Source organism: Pacificoceanicola onchidii (assembly GCF_004804335.1).
GTDB lineage: Bacteria > Pseudomonadota > Alphaproteobacteria > Rhodobacterales > Rhodobacteraceae > Pacificoceanicola > Pacificoceanicola onchidii.
The window spans coordinates 206757-225977 of the sequence record NZ_SRXY01000001.1 but is presented as its reverse complement, the minus strand read 5'-3'; the positions used below and the strand labels follow the sequence as shown (position 1 = coordinate 225977).

Below are 19221 nucleotides of genomic sequence, written 5' to 3'. Positions count from 1 at the left end.
GGCATTCGGGCGCGGGATGCGCCAACTGGATCAATCCGTCTTCGGCGGCGGTGTGGCCGACGGGGCCCCGAGGGTGGCGGCGATGTTCTTGCCGCCGTAGTTTTCGATCATCTTTTCCTGATCGGCAAAAGCCATGGCATCGACCGTTTCGGGATCGCAAATCCTGCGCATCTCGCCTTGGAGCGCGGCCAGAACCGCTGCCTGTTCGGGGTGCCCGGCAAGGTTTGTTGTCTCTTCCGGGTCTGCCTCCAGATCAAAAAGTTCCGGCGCGTAGCCAACATATTCAATGAGTTTCCAACGCCCTTTGCGCAACATGAACGCGCCGGACACCGCGCCGACCGCGTGATACTCGCTGAACACGGCGCGCTCGGGATTGTCCTGTGATGCGGCAAGCGCGTAGAGGGACTGACCGGGCCTCTGCCCCGGCAGATCGGCGTCAAAGTGGTCCAATATGGTCTCCGAGACATCCAGCAGGCTGGCCGTTGTGGCGCATTGCGCGCGCGGTCGCACCTCCGCGTTTGGGGCCGGGGCGACGATGAGGGGGATCGAGGCGGATTCCTCATACATGTTCATCTTGCCCCAAAGCCCGCGCACGCCCAGGTTTTCGCCATGGTCGCTGCTGTAGATGATGGTGGTGTCCTCATACTGGCCGCTGGCCTTGAGCGCAGCCACGATCCGCCCGACGTTGTGGTCCATGTAGCTGGTTAAACCATAGTAGGCGGCGATGGCCTGACGCCGTTCGTGCGCGTCCTTCCAACCGTCTTCCCCGACCATGGCAAAGGCCAGTTTCTTGATCCAGGGATGCTGTTCGTAGCCGTCTTTTGGCGAGAGTTTGTCCGGCGGCAGGCTGTCTAGCGGGTAGAGATCATAGAACTCCTGCGGCGCGACAAGAGGGTGATGGGGGGCAACGAGTCCGACATAGAGGCACCACGGCTCCTGATCCCCGGCGGCGTCCGACAGCCAATCGCAGGTGCGATCGGTCACCGCCTTGTCATAGCGGGTGTAGCTGCTGTCGCCGGGGCCGACGTAGTCGCCCATCATGCGCACTTCCTTGTGGTAAACGCGCTCGTCTTCCTTGCGGATCGAGCCCCAGACCATGCCGACCCCGTCGTGGACATGCATCGGGATGTGCTGAACATCGAACCCGGCATCATCTTCGATGGTCCGGTAATGTAGCTTGCCAATCGATTCGACCCGAACGCCCTTGTCCTGAAGCGCATGGCCCCAACCGCGCGGCGTGCCGGTATAGGGCATGGCGTTGTCCCACAGGCGAACCTGGTGGCTGTATTGCCCGGTGGCGAAGGCTGCGCGCGCCGGAACACAGATCGGTGACGGCGTATAAGCGTTGGTGAAGCGGGTGCCGCGCGCGGCCAGAGCATCAAGATGCGGGGTTTTGGCAACCGCATGTCCAGCGCAGGACATGGCATGGGCCTGATGCTGGTCAGACAGGATGACCAGGAGGTTCGAGGGTTTCTTCATCGGTCAGGTGTCTTCCGGTTCGGGTGGGGTGATGTCGAAATCGGTCTTGGTCGCGGCGGCGGCGATGGCCTTGATGGCTTTGCGCACGACCTCTTGTTCTTCGGTTGTGAGGGTCGCGACGAGGTGTTGTTGCCGGGCATCAAGGACCGGGCCGAGCCGGTCATGCGCCCTGCGCGCCCTGTCGGTGAGTTCGAGCACGTGCTGTCTCTTGTCCTCGGGGCAGGGGTGGACGACCACGTAGCCTTTTGCCTCCAACACGGCGAGCATCTTGCTGAACTGGCCTTTGTCCAGACCGGCGGCGGTGCGCACGGCGGTTGAGCTGTGCGCAATGTCGAGCGCAACAACCCGGACGATTCGCCACTGCGCCAGGTTCAGATCGCCGTATTGGGCGATGATCACCTTGGCCTGAGCGCTCAGGGCCGAATGCAACTGCGCAATCTGAAATGGCAGATGCAAGCCGAGATCGATCGCACTTTCTGATTTAGCCATGGCTTTGGGTCCTCCCTCCGAAAGTCAGATTCGACCGGTTTCGTGGAAAAGTCAACTTGATCGTTGACTTTTCCACCATTTGAGGTGAGAAATGATCCCAACACGTCGATTGCTTCAGGGAGGAAAGCATGAAGAAGACGCTTAAACTTGCGGCCGCAGCGCTGGCCGGGGTCTGCATTTCCACAGCCGCCTTTGCACAGGACTGGACGCCGCCGGGGCCGATCAAGATGATGATCGCCTTTGCCGCGGGCGGAGGAGCCGACACGCAGGCCCGGCTGATCGCGGAAGAGCTGGAAGCCCGGCACGGCTGGAAAATCATTCCCGAGCAGGTGACCGGCAAAGGTGGCCTGAATGCGGTCAACGCGCTCAAGGGCGAGGCGACGGATGGCACCGCCATTGCGATGATCGTCACCGAAACGCTGGGCTACAACATGGCGTCGGCGAAAGCCGGGCAGCCGACCGATGTGACCCCGATCAGCACGACGGCGGGCACGCAGATGGCGGTGGTTTCGCTTGCGTCCAAAGGCTGGAAAACGCTGGGTGACGTGATCGAAGCGGCCAAGGGCGGCGAGCAGATCCGCTTTGGCGTGATGACCGGTCAGCTTGGCGATCTGGCCTATATCATTGGCAAGGAAAACGGTGTCGACTTCAACATCATCTCGGTGCGCGGCGGCAAGGCTGTCATGAACGGGCTCAACGCCGGGGACATGGACATCGGGTTTGGCGCTGGTGTTCAGGCCAAGGCTGTGGCGTCCGGAGACATGGTGGAACTGGCTTCGGCGCGCAGTGACGCGCTGATCAACTCGCCGGATGCGCCGTTGCTGACGGATTACGGCGTTTCTTACGTGAACGAGACCGCCTTCATGTTTGCCGGTCCGCCGAACATGGACGCCGGCGCGCGCGACGCGATTGCAGCGGCGATTGCCGATGTGGTGAACGCAGAAGGCGGCAAGGCCAACGCCTTTATCACACGCGCCTTTGGCGGCCCGGTGGTGCTTCACGGCGCAGAGCTTGAATCCGCCGTACAAAACGATTTCGACGCGTCCGGCGCGTTGATCCAGGCTGCATCGGAATAACCGTCCGATCGCTTCGGGCGGCCATGAGTGCCGCCCGACACGCCCCTTCAAACCTCGTGAGATCGTTATGCGCAAACTCTCTGCCAACACGGCACTGGGTCTGGGATGTATTGCCGTGGCGCTGGTCGTGGCCTTCGTCTGGATCCCTCTGGACACGGACACCTGGCTCGTCGAACGCAAGCGCGGGAAGTACATCATCGGCGACAGCCTCGCGCCGACTTTGGCCATGGGGTTTGTCCTGGTCGCAGGCTTGTTGCTGTTGCTGGAGAAAGGCGAGAGCGATGAGTACCCCCGCCGCGACAATCTGATTTTCATCGGTGCCATGGCCGGGATCGGCATCGTCAGCCTTTTGTTGATGCGCTGGGCCGGACCGGGGATTGCTGCGCTGTTTGCCAGCGAGGAATACCGGCTGCTGCGCGACACTGCGCCGTGGAAGTACATCGGTTTTGTGCTCGGCGGTGTGACCATGATCTTCACGATGATCACCTTTGTCGAGGAGCGGCCAAGCTGGCGCGCGCTGTGGATTGCGCTGGTCGCGGTGGCCGGGATCATCCTGCTCTATGACGTGCCGTTCGACGATATCCTCCTGCCGCCAAACGGGGACGTGTGATGACCGATCTTGGCACGCTTGATTACATCTGGCTGGGAGTTCTTGCGGTATTTCAAGGACCTGAGGCCTTCTCGCTGCTGGGTTTGCCGATCTCGGTGACCGTGGTGATGGTCACGTTCGGGTTGATCCTTGGCATCGTCGTGGGCGCGACCCCGGGGCTCGGCAGCGTGATTGCCATGGCGATTTCCCTGCCCATTCTCATCTCTGTCTTCGGCTTCAACTCTGACGCGCTTTTGCCGGTGCTTGGGTTCCTGATCGGGGTGATGAAAGGCTCCACCGTGGGCGGCGCGGTACCCGCGATCCTGTTCAACACGCCCGGCACGCCGGATGCCTATATGACGACGCTGGACGGCTATCCGATGGCGCGGGCAGGCAAGGCCCGCAAGGCGCTGCGGATCTCGCATTTCTCGTCCGTTTCGGGGGACACGTTTTCGGACATCGTTCTGATCCTCTGCGCGCCGTTTCTCGCTATTCTGGTCGAAGCCTACCTTGACCTGCCGGAGAAGACGGCGCTGCTGATCCTGTCGCTCAGCTTCATTGCGGCCGTGGTTGGCGGATCGGCGGCGAAGGGTTTGTTGAGCTGTGGCCTTGGGCTGCTCGCCGTCTATATCGGCACGGGCGAGGACTTTTATCCGAGGCTGAGCCTTGGCGCGCCCGCGCTGTCGGATGGCATCCCGATCACCGCCGCGGTGATTGGCATTCTGGTCATCGGGGCGATCTTCTTCGAGCTTGAAGGGCTGTGGCACCAGTCGCGCAAGGCGGGGCGGATCGAGGTGACGCGCGATGAAGGGGACCAGAGGCTGCACTGGGCCGACATCCGCCGCATCCTGCCTTACATTGGCCGGTCCGCCCTGATCGGCACCTCCATCGGTGCGTTGCCGGGGATCGGATCAACGCTGGCCGCGACGATTGGCTATGCCACGGGCAAACGCAGGCATGACCGCAACAAAGCCAAGGAAGACCCTGCGTTTGGACAGGGCGCGCCCGAAGGGATTGCGGCCACGGAAGCGGCGAACTCCTCGGTCTCAGGTGCAAACCTGATCCCTGTCCTGTCGCTCGGCATTCCGGGCAATACGGCGGCGGTTTTCCTGATCCTTGCGGCGGAGAGCATCGGTGGGCTCAACCCCGGTCCGGCGGTCTTCAAATTCTCGACCGAGCAGAACCCGGAACTGGTGATTGCCTTTGGTTTGTTCACCACGATGATCATTGCCAACCTGCTGAACTGGACGGTGGGCGGGGCGATGATGCGCTGGCTCGGCGTTCTGGTGCGCATCCCGAAACACTACCTGCTGCCTGTTGTCCTGCTGCTGACGCTGACCTCGCTCTACGTTCAGGAAACGGCGATGAGTGCGGTCTGGTTCGGCTTCGGCTTTGGTCTCTTGGGCTATTTCATGAAGCGCTTTGGTATCTCGCCCTTGCCCTTCGTGATCGGCTTTGTCCTTGGCGGACGGCTTGAGGCCACGGCGCGGCAGGCGTTTTCGGCCACCGGGGGCGACCCTTTCTTCCTTCTGAAGAGCCCGATTGCGGCGATCTTCATCCTTGCGGCCGTGGCCGTCGTCTATTTCTCCTTTCGCAAGCCAAAGGCAGCAAACCCATGACCCGTCCCAACATCCTGTTCATCACGTCAGACCAGCAGCGCGGCGATTGCTATGGCTTTCGTGGCCGCAACGTGCAGACGCCGCATCTGGACCTTTTGGCCAGCGAAGGGACAAGCCTTGAGACGGTTGTCACGCCCTGCGTGGTCTGCCAGCCGGCGCGGGCTTCGATCCTGACTGGCCTGCTGCCGCGCACCCATGGGGTGCATGACAATGGCATCGATCTGGACAAGGAGACGGGTGAAAAGGGGTTTGCCGCCTCACTGTCCGCCGCGGGCTATCACACCGGCAAGATCGGCAAGGCGCATTTCGCCACCTACCATGTGTTCGAAGACAGCGACACGGTGGAATCGATCCCCGGATCGCGCAAGGTGCCCGAAGGTTGGCGCGGCCCTTACATGGGGTTCGATCACGCGGAACTTGTTCATATCGGGCACAACTGGTGGCTGCCCGAAGAGCCGCCGGGTGGGTTGGCGTATGAGGAGTGGTACTACAGCGACGGGCGCGGCGAGTGGAAAAACAAGCTGCTGTGGGAAAGCGCGCGCGATCACAAGGGCGCGCCGCAGGTCTGGTCCTCGAAGCTGCCGGTTGCCTGGCACAACTCGACATGGATTGCAGACCGGGCGATAGATTTCATCAAGCAGGACCATGGCAAGCCGTTCTGTCTCTGGGTTTCCTTCCCCGATCCGCATCACCCGTTTGACTGCCCCGAGCCCTGGGCCTCGCTGCACCGGCCCGAAGAGGTTGATCTGCCCGAGCATCGGGAGCGCAACTTCGTAGGGCGGCCGTGGTGGCATCAGGCGGCGGTCGAGACCAAGATCGAAGGCAAAGGAGCGGAGGTGCGCACCAGTTATTCGCGCTACCCGGAGGTGCCGGACGAGCATCTGCGTGAAGTCATCGCCAACACCTACGGCCAGCTTGCGCTGATTGATCACAGCGTGGGCCGGATCATCGCGGAGCTTGAAGCGCAGGGTCTCGCGGACAACACCTACATTGTCTATACCGCCGATCATGGCGACTGGCTGGGCGATCACGGGCTGGTTCTGAAAGGGCCAATGCCTTTCGAAGGGCTGCTCAATGTCCGGGCGATTGTCAAAGGGCCGGATGTGCCCGTGGGCAAGGTCAGCCACGAGCCGCTCTCGACGCTGGATCTTGGGGCGACCTTCATGGATTGGGCCGGGGCGGACAGCCTGATGGAGATCCACGGGCGCTCCATGCGGGACGTGATATCCGGGGACGGCACCCGCGATGGGGCCTTGTCGGAATGGGAGCTTTTGCCGGGGCGCGTGGGCGTGGGCCTGTCGTTGCGCACGGTGCGGTCCAAAACGGCCAAGCTGACCGTGGATCTGAAGTCCGGGGCCGGGGAGATGTACGATCTCGAAAGCGATCCGAACGAGTTGGTGAACCTCTTCGACAACCCCGATCATGCGCAGTTGCAGGCCGATCTGACCGAAATTCTCATGGCGCGCCCGGATGACATTCAGCCGAACCGCGTGCCTGTGGGTATGGCGTGACATCGGGCGGATTGAGGGGCTGACAATGACAATCACCTGTGTCGACGACTTTCGCGCGCTGTACCGGCGCCGTGTGCCGAAGATGTTCTATGACTATGCCGAAAGCGGATCTTATACCGAAAGCACCTTTCGCCGGAACGAGAGCGATTTCGAGCGCCTGCTGATCCGGCAACGGGTTGGCGTCGACATTTCCGAGATCGATACCAGCGCCGAAATGGCCGGGGAGCGTGGCAAGCTGCCGGTGGCGTTTGCACCAGTCGGGATGCTGGGCATTCAGAACATCGGCGGAGAGATCAAGGTGGCCCGGGCGGCGCAGGCTTACGGCGTGCCGTTCATCCAGTCCACCATGTCGATCGCCTCCGTCGAAGAGGTGGCCGAGGCGATCAGGGCCCCTTTCTGGTTCCAGCTTTACGTGGTGAAGGACCGCGATTTTGTGCGCAACATGATCCACCGGGCGAAGGCTGCGGGCTGTTCACAGCTTGTGGTCACGATGGACTTGTCGATGCTTGGGCAGCGCCACAAGGATGTGAAGAACAAGCTGTCGATCCGGCCCAATCTGAAGAACCTGATCAACATCGCAACCAAGCCCCGCTGGGCCTATGAGTTTGCCACGGGACCGAAGCTGAGCTTTGGCAATGTGGTTGGGCATGCGAAAGGGGTGGACGATCTTGCCAGCCTGCTGACCTGGGCCGCGGAAATGGTGGACCCGGCGCTGGATTGGGATGACATCGAATGGATCCGCAAGGAATGGGGCGGGCCGGTGATCCTGAAGGGGATCATGGATGTCGAAGACGCGAAGATCGCCGCCGACATGGGGATCGAGACCATTGTCGTCTCCAACCACGGCGGGCGGCAGCTGGACGGGGCCGGGAGTTCGATTTCGTGGCTTCCGAAGATCGCGGATGCGGTGGGCGACCGGGTGGAGCTGATGCTGGATTCCGGGGTGCGCACCGGCATGGATATCTTCCGCGCCCGCGCGCAGGGGGCCTCTGGCGTGCTGCTGGGCCGCGCGATGGTCTATGCGCTGGGGGCCATGGGGCAGTCTGGCATCACGACGCTGCTTGAGGTACTGGAAAAGGAATACCGGACAACTTTGGGCCTGTCCGGGCGAACCGCGACCAAGGACATCACCCGCAGCGATGTGTATTTCTCCTGACCTTTTTCACCGCCTCGGCGCGGCGTCGATATGAGCGGGACAGACGGCAAGAGCGCCTGCTGCGCGCCGAGCCGGGTTGATGGCGGTCCGGCGGCACCTGAGCAGGTCACGGGCGAGGTCGAGCAGGACACCTCCGAACGCGTAGCGATCCCCGGCGGGCGCGGGCTGATCGGCACGGACCGGCCGGAATTGCCGGTGGATGGCGAAGCGCCGCTGCGCGAAAAGCGCGTGATGCCCTTCGAGATGGACACCACGGTTGTCACCAATGCGCGCTTTCGGCGGTTTGTGCAGGCGACCGGCTATGTCACCGATGCGGAACGGCTCGGCGACACCTTTGTTTTTGTGCACCTGTTGCCGATGGACGCGCCGCCGTCCCGCGCGGTCGAGGCTGTGCCGTGGTGGCGGGTGATCGAGGGCGCATGCTGGCATGCGCCGCTTGGTCCCGGCTCGGAGGCGGCCTGTGATCCCGATCATCCGGCGGTGCACGTGAGCTGGAACGACGCCCAGGCCTTTGCCAAGTGGGCAGGCGGGCGTTTGCCAAGTGAGGCGGAATGGGAGCACGCGGCGCGCGGCGGTCTGGGGGATGTGCGGTTTCCCTGGGGAGACCGGGAGCCAAACGACACGGATTTCTTTCCCTGCAATATCTGGCAAGGCCGGTTCCCGGATGAAAACCTGTTGCTGGACGGGCATTACGGGACGGCCCCGGCGCGCTCTTTTGAGCCGAACGGGTATGGGCTTTACAACATGGTGGGCAATGTCTGGGAATACACCTCCCAGCCGTTCCGGGTGAAATCCCTCAAGAAAGCGGTCAAACAGGCTCACGCGGGCAAGGCGGGCTTCAAGCTGTCCAAGGGCGGTTCGTTCCTGTGTCACGCAAGCTATTGCTATCGCTACAGGATCGCCGCGCGAACCGGCACGTCCGCTGACAGCACTACCTCACACCAGGGGTTTCGGCTGGTCTACGACGCCTGACGCCACCGTGGCGGGAGCCTCTGTGGTCCGGGTCAGATCGCGCCTTACATGTTGCTTCGAACCGTGATCTGAATGGGGGGCTTTCCCGTCAGGGAACAAGACGGATTCAATGCATGTGACTGAGGGAGGCGGTGCAATGACCGAGGCCTATGATCCCGGTGCCGATGGGGCGAAGATGGATTTCGAGGATGCGATGTCCTACGGGGACTATCTGCACCTGACCCCGGTTCTGACCGCGCAGCATCCGCAAAGCTCCGCGCATGACGAGTTGCTGTTCATCATCCAGCATCAGACGTCGGAGCTCTGGATGAAGCTGATCCTGCACGAGCTTGGCGCGGCGCGGGAGGCTTTGAAGAGCGGCGACATGGCGACGATGTTCAAGATGCTGGCGCGGGTGAGCCGGATCTTCGAGCAGCTCAACAACCAGTGGGATGTTCTGCGGACCATGACCCCGGCGGATTACACGGCATTTCGCGAGGCGCTTGGCCCGTCTTCGGGGTTCCAATCGTACCAGTACCGGATGATCGAGTTTGTCCTGGGCAACCGCAATCCGAACATGCTGGAGCCGCATCGCCACGTGCCGGAAGTGTCGGGCACGCTGGAGGCGGAACTGACGCGTCCAAGTTTCTATGACGAAGTTGTGGGCCTGCTGTTCCGCACCGTGGATGGGCACGAGGACAACCGTCCGGCGCTGCATCTGGACAGACCGCACAGCGCATTGCCGGAGGTTCAGGCCCGTTGGAAGGCGGTCTACGAAGACATTGACCGGTATTGGACGCTCTACGAGTTGGGCGAGAAACTGATGGATATCGAGGACTACTTCCGCCGCTGGCGCTTCAACCATGTGACCACCGTGGAGCGGGTGATCGGTTTCAAGCGCGGCACCGGGGGCACTGCCGGCGTGTCGTACCTGAGGCGGATGCTGGATGTCGAACTCTTCCCGGAACTCTGGCATGTGAGAGGTGAGCTATGACCCTGCCGCGCAAGGACTTTTTCGAGCTGCCCGAAGGGGTGATCTATCTGGATGGCAACTCGCTGGGGCCGTTGCCCAAAGGCGCTGCGGCGCGGGCTGCGGATGTCATAACGCGCGAATGGGGCGGGGAGCTGATCAAGGCGTGGAACACGGCGGACTGGATGGCATTGCCCGCGAAGGTCGGGGACAGGATCGCCGGGTTGATCGGCGCGCCTGCGGGATCGGTGGCCACGGGCGACACGCTTTCGATCAAGGTCTATCAGGCGCTGGCGGCGGCGTTGAAAATGCGCCCGGATCGCCGGGTTATCCTGTCGGACAGCGGCAACTTTCCTACGGATTTGTACATGGCGCAGGGCTTGGTTTCTACGGCAGGTCAAGGCCATGAGATCCGCACACCCGCGCCCGAAGCGGTGGCAGAAGCGATCACCGAGGAGGTGGCTGTCGTCATGCTGACGCAGGTGGATTACCGCTCCGGCCGGATGCATGACATGGCAGCAATTACCGCCAAGGCCCATGCGGTGGGGGCGGTGATGATCTGGGATCTGGCGCATTCCGCCGGGGCCGTTCCGGTCGATCTGACCACGTCAAACGCGGAATTTGCCGTTGGCTGTACCTACAAGTACCTCAATGGCGGGCCGGGAGCGCCGGCGTTTATCTATGCGCGCCCGGATATCGTGCTTGATGTGGAGCCCGCCTTGGCCGGTTGGCTCGGGCATGACGCGCCGTTTGCCATGGAGCCGGGCTACCGTCCGGCCATGTCCACAGAACGGCTGCGCGTCGGCACGCCGCCGATTGTGCAACTGTCGATCCTCGATGCCGCGCTGGATGCGTGGTCCGGGGTTGATATGGCCGATCTGCGGGCCGCCTCCGTGGCGCTGTGCGAGACCTTTATCCGGGAGGTCGAGGCGCGCTGCCCTGAGTTGACGCTGGCCTCGCCGCGAGACGCGGCAGAGCGCGGATCGCAGGTCTCGTTTGCGTTTGAGCAGGGCTATGCGGCGATGCAGGCGTTGATTGATCGCGGCGTGATCGGTGACTTCCGCGCGCCCAACATCATGCGGTTTGGCTTTACACCTTTGTACATCGAAGAATCGGACGTGCTCGCGGCCTGTGACATCATCGAAGAGGTGATCAAGGGCGAGGTTTGGCGGGATCCGAAGTATCAGACAAAGTCCCGCGTGACCTGACAAAACCCGAGCGAGGACGCCCGAGTTCAGGGGTTCGTCGCGATTGTCTTTTTTGTTCTCGCCGAGGTCGCAATTCGATGATCGCGGCGCAGGGCCACGGTTTACCCAAAGACATGTCAGGTGCCGCTCTTCATCACGGTTTGGAGGCGGAGAATTGGGAAGCCGGTGAAACTCCGGCACTGCCCCCGCAACGGTAACGGTGTTGTTTGGGGCGCGATGAAAACCACTGGAGCGGAGGAGCTCTGGGAAGGTGTTGCGCCCCGGTCCGATGGACCCCGCCGAAGTCCGGAAACCAGCCTGTCAAAACGTCAAACCGCGGGTGGCGGTCGGGATGCTGTTTCAGGGGCGGTCTCCTCTTGTGCCGCGCCCTGTGCGCTGTCCTGTTCTGCCGCCCGCCCAAGATCGTCGCGGGGACGCGGCAGGAGAGCGAAGATGAACGGGACACCCCTTACCGACATGCTGGCGCGGCGCAGGCCGGGTTATGCGCTGGAGCAGGCCTTCTACACCGATCCGGATGTTTTTCGGCAGGACATGGAAACGATTTTCTATCGCGACTGGCTCTTCGTGGCGCCGGTTTGCGAGCTGCCCAAGCCGGGCAGTTACATCACCCATCAGGTGGGCGCATATGGCGTGATCATCGTGCGCGGGCAGGATGGTGTGATCCGGGCATTTCACAACGCCTGCCGCCATCGCGGATCGGTGCTGTGCAAAGGCAGCAAAGGGACCAATCCCAAGATCGTCTGCCCCTACCACCAGTGGACCTATGAGCTTGACGGTCGCCTGTTGTGGGCGCGTGACATGGGCGAAGGGTTCGACGCCAGCCAGCACGGCTTGAAACCGGTGCATTGCCGGGAGGTGGCCGGGCTTTTGTACATCTGCCTTGCCGAAACCGCTCCGGATTTCGACACGTTCGCTGCGCTCGCCGAGCCCTATCTGGCGGTGCACGATCTGAGCGACGCCAAGGTCGCTTACGAGAGCAGCATCGTCGAACATGGCAACTGGAAGCTGGTCTGGGAGAACAACCGGGAATGCTACCATTGCGGCGGCAACCACCCGGGCCTGTGCCGGTCTTTCACCGATGATCCGACGGTGACGGGCATTGAAGAGGGCGTCAGCCCGCCGCATCTTCAGGCGCATTTTGACCGGCTGGAGGCGCAGGGCTATCCGTCCCGGTTCCGTATGTCTGAGGACATGCAATACCGCCTCGCACGGATGCCGCTTCTGCCGGGGGCGAAGAGCTTTACCATGGATCTGGACCCGGCCACCGCCAAGCGGCTTGGCCGGGTGCGGGACGAGACGGCGGGCACGCTGCTCAAGTATCATTATCCCACAACATGGAACCATTTCCTGCCGGATCATTCGCTGGTGTTCCGCGTCACGCCTCTGACCGCGACGACCACCGAAGTCACCACCAAGTGGTTGGTACACAAGGATGCAGTGGAAGGGGTCGATTACGACCTGAACCGTCTGACGGAGGTCTGGATCGGCACCAATGACGAAGACCGGCAGGTGGTCGAGGACAATCAGAAGGGCATCAATTCACCGGCCTATGAGCCGGGGCCTTATTCGCCGACCCATGAAACCGGCGTCATAGGGTTTGTCGACTGGTACTGTAACACGATGACGCGGCGGCTCGATCCTGTCGTTCTGGCGGCGGAGTAAAAACATGAACGATCTTTCCGGTATCCCCGCCCGCGCGAACTGGTCTGATGACGAGCTGCTCGAATGCGTGTCCGTCATCCCCGAGATGAACAATACCGCAACCTTTACGTTTCGGGCCCCTTCGGGCGCGTTGTTTGACTTCCTGCCGGGGCAGTTCCTGACGCTGGAGATCCCGGCTCCCGGCGGCACCGTGCACCGGACCTACACGGTATCCTCGTCGCCCTCGCGCCCGCGTTCGATTTCGATCACGGCCAAGGCGCAGGAGGACAGCATCGGCACCCGCTGGATGCTGGACAACCTCGCGCCGGGGGTGCGGATCAAGGCGTTTGGTCCGGCGGGGGTGTTCACACACCTGAACTTTGAGGCCGACAAGTATCTGTTCATCTCGGCCGGGTCCGGCATCACGCCGATGATGTCGATGACGACCTTCATGTTCGATCTGGGCAGCGAGCCGGACATTGTTTTTGTCAATTGCGCGCGCAGGCCCGGCGAGATTATCTTCCGCGAGCGGCTTGAACATATGGCCTCGCGCCTGCCGGGCCTTGATCTCAAATGGGTGGTCCAGACACCGGACCGCTACCAGCCGTGGACCGGCTATCAGGGGCAGTTCAATCAGCTGATGCTTGGCCTGATGGCCCCTGATTACCTTGAGCGCGAGGTCTTCTGCTGTGGCCCGGAACCCTTCATGCAGGTGGTTCGGGAAGCTTTGCAGGGGCTGGGGTTCGATATGAACCGCTACCATCAGGAAAGCTTTCACGCACCTGCGGAGACAGAGGCGGATCTTCCCGAGCTGGACGATGTTGTGCCGGATGAGGACACGCGGGCCGAGGTTGTCTTTGCGGTATCAAGGGTCACGGCCAAGGTGGCAGAGACAGACACGATCCTCGCGGCGGCCAAGGCCAACGGGCTCAATATCCCGTCGGGCTGTACGTTTGGCGTGTGTGGCACCTGCAAGGTGCGCAAGACCGAAGGCGAGGTGCATATGGTGCACAACGGCGGCATTTCCGAGGATGACATTGCCGAAGGCTATATCCTCGCCTGTTGTTCGAACCCGATTGGCAGGGTCTCGGTTGAGGTTTGAGGTTTGAGAACAGAGGCGGAGCGGTGACAGGGCCGCTCCGCCTTGGGCGCCTTATCCGCGCAGGATCCGGCCGTCCGGGTCAAAGGGCGGCCTGTCGAGGATCGTGGCCCTGTGCGGCTTGCCCAGCACCATCACATCAACCTCGTCTCCCGGAGCGGCGTCCCTGACGAAACCCAAGGCAAGCGACATGCCCACGGAGTAGCCGTAGCTGCCCGAGCTGACCCGCCCGATGCCTTTGCCGTCCTTGAAAATCGGCTCGCCGCCGGTGGCATCCGCATTGGATGCGGAAACGTCGGCTTCGTGCAGATGCAGGATGACAAGCTGCTCGCGGGGAGGATTGTTCACCACGCCAAGCGCTGCGGCCTTATTCAGGAAGTCTTTGTCGAACTTGCACAGCCGTTCGAGGCCAACTTCCTGCGGCCAGTACTCCGGGCTGTATTCGCGGCTCCACGAGCCATAGCCCTTTTCGACACGCAGGCTCATCAGGGCGCGGCTGCCCACCGGGCCTGCGCCCAGGGCTTTGCCGGTTTCGATCAGCGCGGCGTAGAGCTTTGCCTGATCTTCGGTCTTGCAATGCAGCTCCCAGCCCAGATCGCCGGTGAAGGAGACGCGCAGGGCAAGGCACGACACCCCGCCAAGTTCGATCATCTGGGAGCGCATGAACGGAAAATCAGCGGTTGCGAGCGAGGCATTTGTCAGCCGTTGCAACAGGTCACGCGAACGCGGCCCGGCCACATTGAACCCGCACATTGCCTCTGTCTGGCTTTCGAACGTGGTGCCAGCGGGCAGGGGGACCTGCTTGAAGAAGCGTCTGTGATACCGCTCTGCCATGCCCGAGCCGATGATCCAGAACGCGTCCTCGGCCACGCGGGTCACGGTGAAGTCCCCGGCGATCCCGCCACGTTTGGAGATCAGCGGCGTCAGGCAGGAACGGCCCACGGATTTGGGCATGGTGTTGGCAAAAACGGCGTTCAGCCAGTCCGCCGCGCCGGGGCCTTTGCAGCGGTATTTTGCGAAGTTCGAGATGTCGATGATACCGGCGCGTTCGCGTAGCATCTTGCATTCTTCGCCCACCGGCCCCCACCAGTTCTGGCGGGTGAAACCGTTCGTATCGGAAGCGCCGGGCGTATCGGCGAACCACAGAGGGTGCTCCCAGCCCGCGTTCAGGCCAAAGACCGCGCCCCTCTCTTTTTGTGTCTCGTAGATTGGCCGGGTGCGGGCCGGGCGGCCTGCGCTGCGCTCTTCGTTCGGGAAGTGAATGGCAAAGCGGTGCGCGTACTGGTCCTGCACGCGGGCCATGGTGAAGTCCTTGGTGGCCCAGCTGTCAAAGCGCGCCATGTCCCAGACAAACATGTCGTACTCGGTCTCGCCTTCGACGATCCACTGCGCCGCCATAAGACCCATGCCGCCCGACTGAGAAAAGCCCGGAATGATGCCGTTGCAGCAGAAATACCCTTCGACTTCCGGCACCGGCCCCATCAGAACGTTTGAATCCGGCGACCAGATCATCGGGCCGTTGATCACCCGTTTGATCCCGGCTTCGGCGACGGCGGGCACGCGCTCGATGGCGTTCATCATGTTCTCTTCGATCCGGTCCAGATCATCCGGGAAAAGGTCATGGGCGAAGTCCAGCGGGGTGCCGTCTTCGGCCCAGAACTTCATGTCCTTTTCATAAGCCCCGACAAGCAGGCCATTGCCTTCCTGACGCAGGTAATACTCTCCGTCGCGGTCACTGACTGACGGCAGGCGGCGGCCAGCGCTGGCCACATCGCCCATGGTTTCAGTGACGAAATACTGGTGTTCGGTTGGTTGCAGCGGCAAGTCTATGCCCGCCAGTCTGGCCACCTCGCGGCCCCAAAGCCCGGCGGCGTTGATCACCCAGGGCGTTTTGATATCGCCCTTGGGCGTGCGGACAATCCAGCTGCCGTCCGCCTGCTGCTCGGTGGCAGTGACCGGCGTGAAGCGGTGGATCTCCGCCCCCCTTTGCCGCGCACCAACCGCATAGGCGTTGGTCACGCCGGAGGGGTCCACGTTGCCGCCGTCGGGCTCGAACATCACGCAGCGGATGCCGTCGTAATTGACCATCGGGTTGAGCTTTTTGGCTTCTTCGATGCTGACCTCGTAGAAGTTCATGCCGTAGAGCTTTGCCTTGGCAGCCTGCAGGCGCAGCTGATGTTCACGCTCCTCGGTCTGGGCGAGATAGAGAGAGCCGGGCTGAAAGACGCCGCAGCTTTGCCCGGTTTCCTCTTCCAGTGCCTTGTAGAGGGTCATCGTGTAATGCTGGATGCGGGTGATGTTGGTGTTGTCATGCAGCCCGTGAATGTTGGCGGCAGCGTGCCATGTGGACCCGGAGGTCAATTCGTCCCGTTCCAGCAACACAACATCCGACCAGCCAAGTTTGGTCAGGTGATAGAGGATCGAGCAGCCAATGACGCCGCCTCCGATGACGACGGCCTGTGCTTCGCTTCGCATGGCATGTTTCCCAAGTTCGTGCGCGTTCGCGGCGCGGTTGTTGCCTGGCGGCCAACCGGCCGCCCGTGTTTCAGAATTCGAGCCGTTTGGCGCGGCCCCGTTCGGCCAGCCGGATATTCAGCGCCTCGGCCTCCGGCGCGCCGGATTCCAGCGCGAAGACAAAGGCATGGGTCAGATAGAAACAGGCCGCATCAATGTCTTGACGCTTCTCGGCCTCGTCCCCGGCGATAGTGTATAGGCGGATCAAGGCGCCTTGATCGTGGCGGGCGTGGGCGTCCAGCAGGGCCTTCTCCAGCGCGGCGCGTTCCATGGGTCACCCTTTCAGCGAGATCGCGATGTTCTTGGTGCGGACATAGTTCTGGAGTGCTTCCAGCCCTTTTTCGCGGCCAAACCCGGACTTTCCGACGCCGCCAAAGGGCGTCGAGATTCCCCCCGCAAACCATTCGTTCACAAACACCTGACCTGCCCGCAGCCTGCGTGCGACACGGTGGGAGCGGGCCAGATCCTTGGTGAAGAGACCGGCGACGAGGCCGAAATCCGTGCCATTGGCCATCGCGATGGCCTCGGCTTCCGTGTCAAACGGGGTGAAGCAGGCGACGGGGCCGAAGATTTCCTCCTGAGCGACACGGCTGGCCGGGTTCACGTCGGCCAGGATGGTCGGCGCCATGAAATGGCCTTTGCGGTCCAGGGGCGCGCCGCCAGCGGCTACGCGCGCGCCGTCCTGCCGGGCGGTCGAGGTCAGCTCTGCAACGCTCGTCAGTTGCAGAGAGGAGGCCAGCGGTGTGTGGTCCGGCTCGTCCAGCCCATGCCCGACGCTCAGCCCATTGGCCAGTGCTGCCGCGCGTTCCACGACCGCCTCATAGATCGAGCGGTGCACAAGGACGCGCGCCATGGCGGAACAGACCTGACCGGCGTTGTAGAAAATGCCGCTCTGCAAACTGGCAACGAAGGTGTCGAGGTCGGCATCTTCGAAAACCAGCGCGGCGGATTTGCCGCCCAGTTCCATCAACGAGGGCGTGACCGTTTCGGCGGCGGCATGAAGGATGGCTTGTCCGGTTGGCACGGATCCGGTGAAAACGATCTGGTCGATCTCGGAGCTTGCAACGAGCCGCGCGCCGAGATCAAAACCAATCCCGTTCAGGATCGAGACCGCCCCGGCGGGCACCTCCGCTCGTTCCAGCGCCCGGCCCAGCATGGCAAGACCAATGGGATCCAGTTCCGGCGACTTGATAATCGTGGCGTTGCCCGCAGCCATGGACGGGGCCAGGGAGCGGGCGGCGATGGAGACGGGAAAGTTCCACGGCACGATCTGGGCGGAGACGCCATAGGGTTCGAGCAGGGTGTAATCGGCGTAATCGGGGCCGAGCGGGATCGACTTGCCCTCAAGCTTGTCGGCCATGCCGCCGTAATACTCGAAGTAGGCCGCAGCCTCTTCGAACTCGTCGCGCGCCGCAGACAAAGCCTTGCCACTCTCACGGCACAGCAGGGGCGCGCCTTCCTCTGCGAGGGCGCGGATTTCCGTGGCGATGCGCTGCATCATGCGGGCACGGGCGTGTGGGTTCATGTCCGCCAGATCACCGCGATCCACCGAAGCGCGGGCCGCGTCCAGAGCGCGGGCGAGGCTGGCTTCACCCGCCTGCGCGCAATCGGCCATATGCTCTTCGAGGCCGGGGTCCTCGACAGCGATCACCGCGCCGCCGTCGCCCTCAACCCACGACCCGGCAAGGAAATTCCGTGCCAGACCGTCGTTCAGAAAGCCTGTCATGTGTCACGACCGTTTGCGACCTGTGTCGCCACCCAATGGTGGAAGTTGTGGGTCGGGCCGTCCATCGCGGGGGAGAAGCGACCCCCGTCAAAGAGTTCGCCGTGGCGGCCCTTTTGCATGCCTTCAACGACAAACACGTCTTCTTCGAACACGGTCTTCCACAGTTGCGCATTGGAGGCGCGCAGACCGTCCAGTTCCGGCGTGTCCACTTCGGGTTGCGCGTAGTAGAGTTCGATATGTTCGACGGTTTGGCCGCAGTTCTTCGGCTCCAGCACGATGGCGAAGGCATGATCACGCTGCACGCCCAGCAAAACGTTGGGATAGACCGCCACGTATTCCGCGCCTTCGTTCCATTTGTCGCTGAGCCCGTCGAAGTCCGGCAAGGTGTTGTCGTCTTCATCCTTGAGCTGGCGGTAGACCAGCGTGCCCTGACCGGAGTAATGGCCGCGCTTTTCGATGTTGTAGTGGTCTTCAAGGCGGGAATAGCTGTTCAGGCCGGGGTGGACCCAGGGCAGGTGATAGCTTTCGCAGTAATTCTCGACTGCCAGTTTCCAGTTCGTGGCGACTTCGAGCTTGAAGCCGGAGGTTTCACCACCATGAAAGAGCGGCTGTTCAAATTCGCCCCAGCGTTCCAGCAGTTCGGCGTGAACCTCTTCGAACGCCGGTGCGTTGCCATCCACGTTCACAAAGATCACGTCGCGCCAGACGTAGGCCCGAATACGGATAAGGCCCAGCTTGTCCATCTGCACGTCTTCATGGGTGTTCTGACCGGGGCCGCCCACATGCGGGGTCGCGCGCAGATCGCCGTTCAGGGCATAACACCAGCTGTGATAGGGGCAGCGGATCGCGCCGCCAATCTTGCGCGGTTTGTCGACAAGGATCATGCCACGATGGCGGCAGGTATTCTGGAACACGCCGATGTCGCCGTTGCGGTCCCGCACCAGCAGGATCGGCATGCCGAGGAAGTCCACCGGCTTGGCATCACCTGCTTCGGGGATGTCCTTGCCGAAGCCGATGCCGGACCAGTTTGCAAACAGGACCGAGCGCTTTTCTTCGTCAAAGACATCGGCATCGACATAATGTTCGTTCGGCAACCCGTTGGCCGTGTTCACCTCTGTGAGAACCGAAGACAGGGGATCGTGTTTGTTCATGGGAGTCTCCTTGGCGCAGTGCTTACAGGCACTTTGGGGGAG

16 protein-coding genes and 1 riboswitch are annotated in these 19221 nt (G+C 62.3%); of the genes, 10 read left to right on the top strand and 6 right to left on the bottom strand.

Annotated elements, in window-relative coordinates; translation table 11 throughout:
* Positions 1–30: 30 nt before the first annotated feature.
* Both E4662_RS01110 and E4662_RS01105 read right to left on the bottom strand, forming a co-directional pair.
* Positions 31–1479: a sulfatase family protein gene (locus E4662_RS01110; protein ID WP_136439407.1), complete on the bottom strand. Its 1449-nt coding sequence runs from the start codon at positions 1477–1479 to the stop codon at positions 31–33.
* Between the two features lie 3 nt (positions 1480–1482).
* Positions 1483–1968: a MarR family winged helix-turn-helix transcriptional regulator gene (locus E4662_RS01105; RefSeq protein WP_136439406.1), complete on the bottom strand. Its 486-nt coding sequence runs from the start codon at positions 1966–1968 to the stop codon at positions 1483–1485.
* A 128-nt stretch (positions 1969–2096) separates the two neighbouring features.
* On the opposite strand from E4662_RS01105, the gene E4662_RS01100 reads away from it, so the two are divergent.
* The 10 genes from E4662_RS01100 to E4662_RS01055 all read left to right on the top strand — a co-directional run bounded on the left by E4662_RS01100 (position 2097) and on the right by E4662_RS01055 (position 13791).
* Complete coding sequence (locus tag E4662_RS01100; RefSeq protein WP_136439405.1) at positions 2097–3044, top strand: Bug family tripartite tricarboxylate transporter substrate binding protein; 948 nt, start codon at positions 2097–2099, stop codon at positions 3042–3044.
* Between the two features lie 67 nt (positions 3045–3111).
* On the top strand, positions 3112–3654 hold the full coding sequence (locus E4662_RS01095) for a hypothetical protein (protein WP_136439404.1): 543 nt from the start codon (positions 3112–3114) through the stop codon (positions 3652–3654).
* A complete protein-coding gene (locus tag E4662_RS01090; protein ID WP_136439403.1) occupies positions 3654–5252 on the top strand; it encodes a tripartite tricarboxylate transporter permease in 1599 nt (532 codons plus the stop codon). Before E4662_RS01095 ends, E4662_RS01090 begins: the two co-directional genes overlap by 1 nt.
* Entirely contained in the window at positions 5249–6763 is a 1515-nt protein-coding gene (locus tag E4662_RS01085; RefSeq protein ID WP_136439402.1) for a sulfatase-like hydrolase/transferase, read from the top strand. The genes E4662_RS01090 and E4662_RS01085 overlap by 4 nt, the downstream gene beginning before the upstream one ends.
* Positions 6764–6788: 25 nt before the next feature.
* Positions 6789–7919 carry an alpha-hydroxy acid oxidase gene (locus E4662_RS01080; RefSeq protein ID WP_136439401.1) on the top strand — a complete coding sequence of 377 codons (1131 nt, stop codon included), beginning with the start codon at positions 6789–6791 and terminating at the stop codon, positions 7917–7919.
* Positions 7920–7949: 30 nt separating this feature from the next.
* Positions 7950–8891, top strand: a complete 942-nt coding sequence (locus tag E4662_RS01075; RefSeq protein WP_136439400.1) for a formylglycine-generating enzyme family protein — start codon at positions 7950–7952, stop codon at positions 8889–8891.
* Positions 8892–9027: 136 nt separating this feature from the next.
* Positions 9028–9864, top strand: coding sequence for a tryptophan 2,3-dioxygenase (locus E4662_RS01070; protein ID WP_136439399.1), 837 nt, complete (start codon positions 9028–9030; stop codon positions 9862–9864).
* On the top strand, positions 9861–11048 hold the full coding sequence (gene kynU, locus E4662_RS01065; RefSeq protein WP_136439398.1) for a kynureninase: 1188 nt from the start codon (positions 9861–9863) through the stop codon (positions 11046–11048). The genes E4662_RS01070 and kynU overlap by 4 nt, the downstream gene beginning before the upstream one ends.
* A gap of 101 nt (positions 11049–11149) precedes the next feature.
* Positions 11150–11363, top strand: a riboswitch (cobalamin riboswitch).
* Between the two features lie 117 nt (positions 11364–11480).
* Positions 11481–12710: an aromatic ring-hydroxylating oxygenase subunit alpha gene (locus E4662_RS01060; protein WP_136439397.1), complete on the top strand. Its 1230-nt coding sequence runs from the start codon at positions 11481–11483 to the stop codon at positions 12708–12710.
* Positions 12711–12714: 4 nt separating this feature from the next.
* Entirely contained in the window at positions 12715–13791 is a 1077-nt protein-coding gene (locus tag E4662_RS01055) for an FAD-binding oxidoreductase (RefSeq protein WP_136439396.1), read from the top strand.
* Between the two features lie 51 nt (positions 13792–13842).
* On the opposite strand, the gene E4662_RS01050 is transcribed toward E4662_RS01055, so the two are convergent.
* From E4662_RS01050 to E4662_RS01035, 4 genes are all read right to left on the bottom strand, one after another.
* Entirely contained in the window at positions 13843–16263 is a 2421-nt protein-coding gene (locus E4662_RS01050) for a GcvT family protein (RefSeq protein WP_136439395.1), read from the bottom strand.
* Between the two features lie 70 nt (positions 16264–16333).
* Entirely contained in the window at positions 16334–16573 is a 240-nt protein-coding gene (locus E4662_RS01045; RefSeq protein WP_136439394.1) for a hypothetical protein, read from the bottom strand.
* A gap of 3 nt (positions 16574–16576) precedes the next feature.
* On the bottom strand, positions 16577–18028 hold the full coding sequence (locus tag E4662_RS01040) for an aldehyde dehydrogenase family protein (protein ID WP_136439393.1): 1452 nt from the start codon (positions 18026–18028) through the stop codon (positions 16577–16579).
* Positions 18025–19179 carry an aromatic ring-hydroxylating oxygenase subunit alpha gene (locus E4662_RS01035; RefSeq protein WP_136439392.1) on the bottom strand — a complete coding sequence of 385 codons (1155 nt, stop codon included), beginning with the start codon at positions 19177–19179 and terminating at the stop codon, positions 18025–18027. The genes E4662_RS01040 and E4662_RS01035 overlap by 4 nt, the downstream gene beginning before the upstream one ends.
* Positions 19180–19221: the final 42 nt, after the last annotated feature.

Coding starts and splice junctions, on each gene's coding strand:
- E4662_RS01085 (WP_136439402.1), top strand. CDS start 5,249: ATGACCCGTCCCAACATCCTGTTCATCACGTCAGACCAGCAGCGCGGC.
- E4662_RS01060 (WP_136439397.1), top strand. CDS start 11,481: ATGAACGGGACACCCCTTACCGACATGCTGGCGCGGCGCAGGCCGGGT.
- E4662_RS01050 (WP_136439395.1), bottom strand. CDS start 16,263: ATGCGAAGCGAAGCACAGGCCGTCGTCATCGGAGGCGGCGTCATTGGC.
- E4662_RS01055 (WP_136439396.1), top strand. CDS start 12,715: ATGAACGATCTTTCCGGTATCCCCGCCCGCGCGAACTGGTCTGATGAC.
- E4662_RS01070 (WP_136439399.1), top strand. CDS start 9,028: ATGACCGAGGCCTATGATCCCGGTGCCGATGGGGCGAAGATGGATTTC.
- E4662_RS01105 (WP_136439406.1), bottom strand. CDS start 1,968: ATGGCTAAATCAGAAAGTGCGATCGATCTCGGCTTGCATCTGCCATTT.
- E4662_RS01110 (WP_136439407.1), bottom strand. CDS start 1,479: ATGAAGAAACCCTCGAACCTCCTGGTCATCCTGTCTGACCAGCATCAG.
- E4662_RS01080 (WP_136439401.1), top strand. CDS start 6,789: ATGACAATCACCTGTGTCGACGACTTTCGCGCGCTGTACCGGCGCCGT.
- E4662_RS01035 (WP_136439392.1), bottom strand. CDS start 19,179: ATGAACAAACACGATCCCCTGTCTTCGGTTCTCACAGAGGTGAACACG.
- E4662_RS01075 (WP_136439400.1), top strand. CDS start 7,950: ATGAGCGGGACAGACGGCAAGAGCGCCTGCTGCGCGCCGAGCCGGGTT.
- E4662_RS01095 (WP_136439404.1), top strand. CDS start 3,112: ATGCGCAAACTCTCTGCCAACACGGCACTGGGTCTGGGATGTATTGCC.
- E4662_RS01100 (WP_136439405.1), top strand. CDS start 2,097: ATGAAGAAGACGCTTAAACTTGCGGCCGCAGCGCTGGCCGGGGTCTGC.
- E4662_RS01045 (WP_136439394.1), bottom strand. CDS start 16,573: ATGGAACGCGCCGCGCTGGAGAAGGCCCTGCTGGACGCCCACGCCCGC.
- E4662_RS01090 (WP_136439403.1), top strand. CDS start 3,654: ATGACCGATCTTGGCACGCTTGATTACATCTGGCTGGGAGTTCTTGCG.
- kynU (WP_136439398.1), top strand. CDS start 9,861: ATGACCCTGCCGCGCAAGGACTTTTTCGAGCTGCCCGAAGGGGTGATC.
- E4662_RS01040 (WP_136439393.1), bottom strand. CDS start 18,028: ATGACAGGCTTTCTGAACGACGGTCTGGCACGGAATTTCCTTGCCGGG.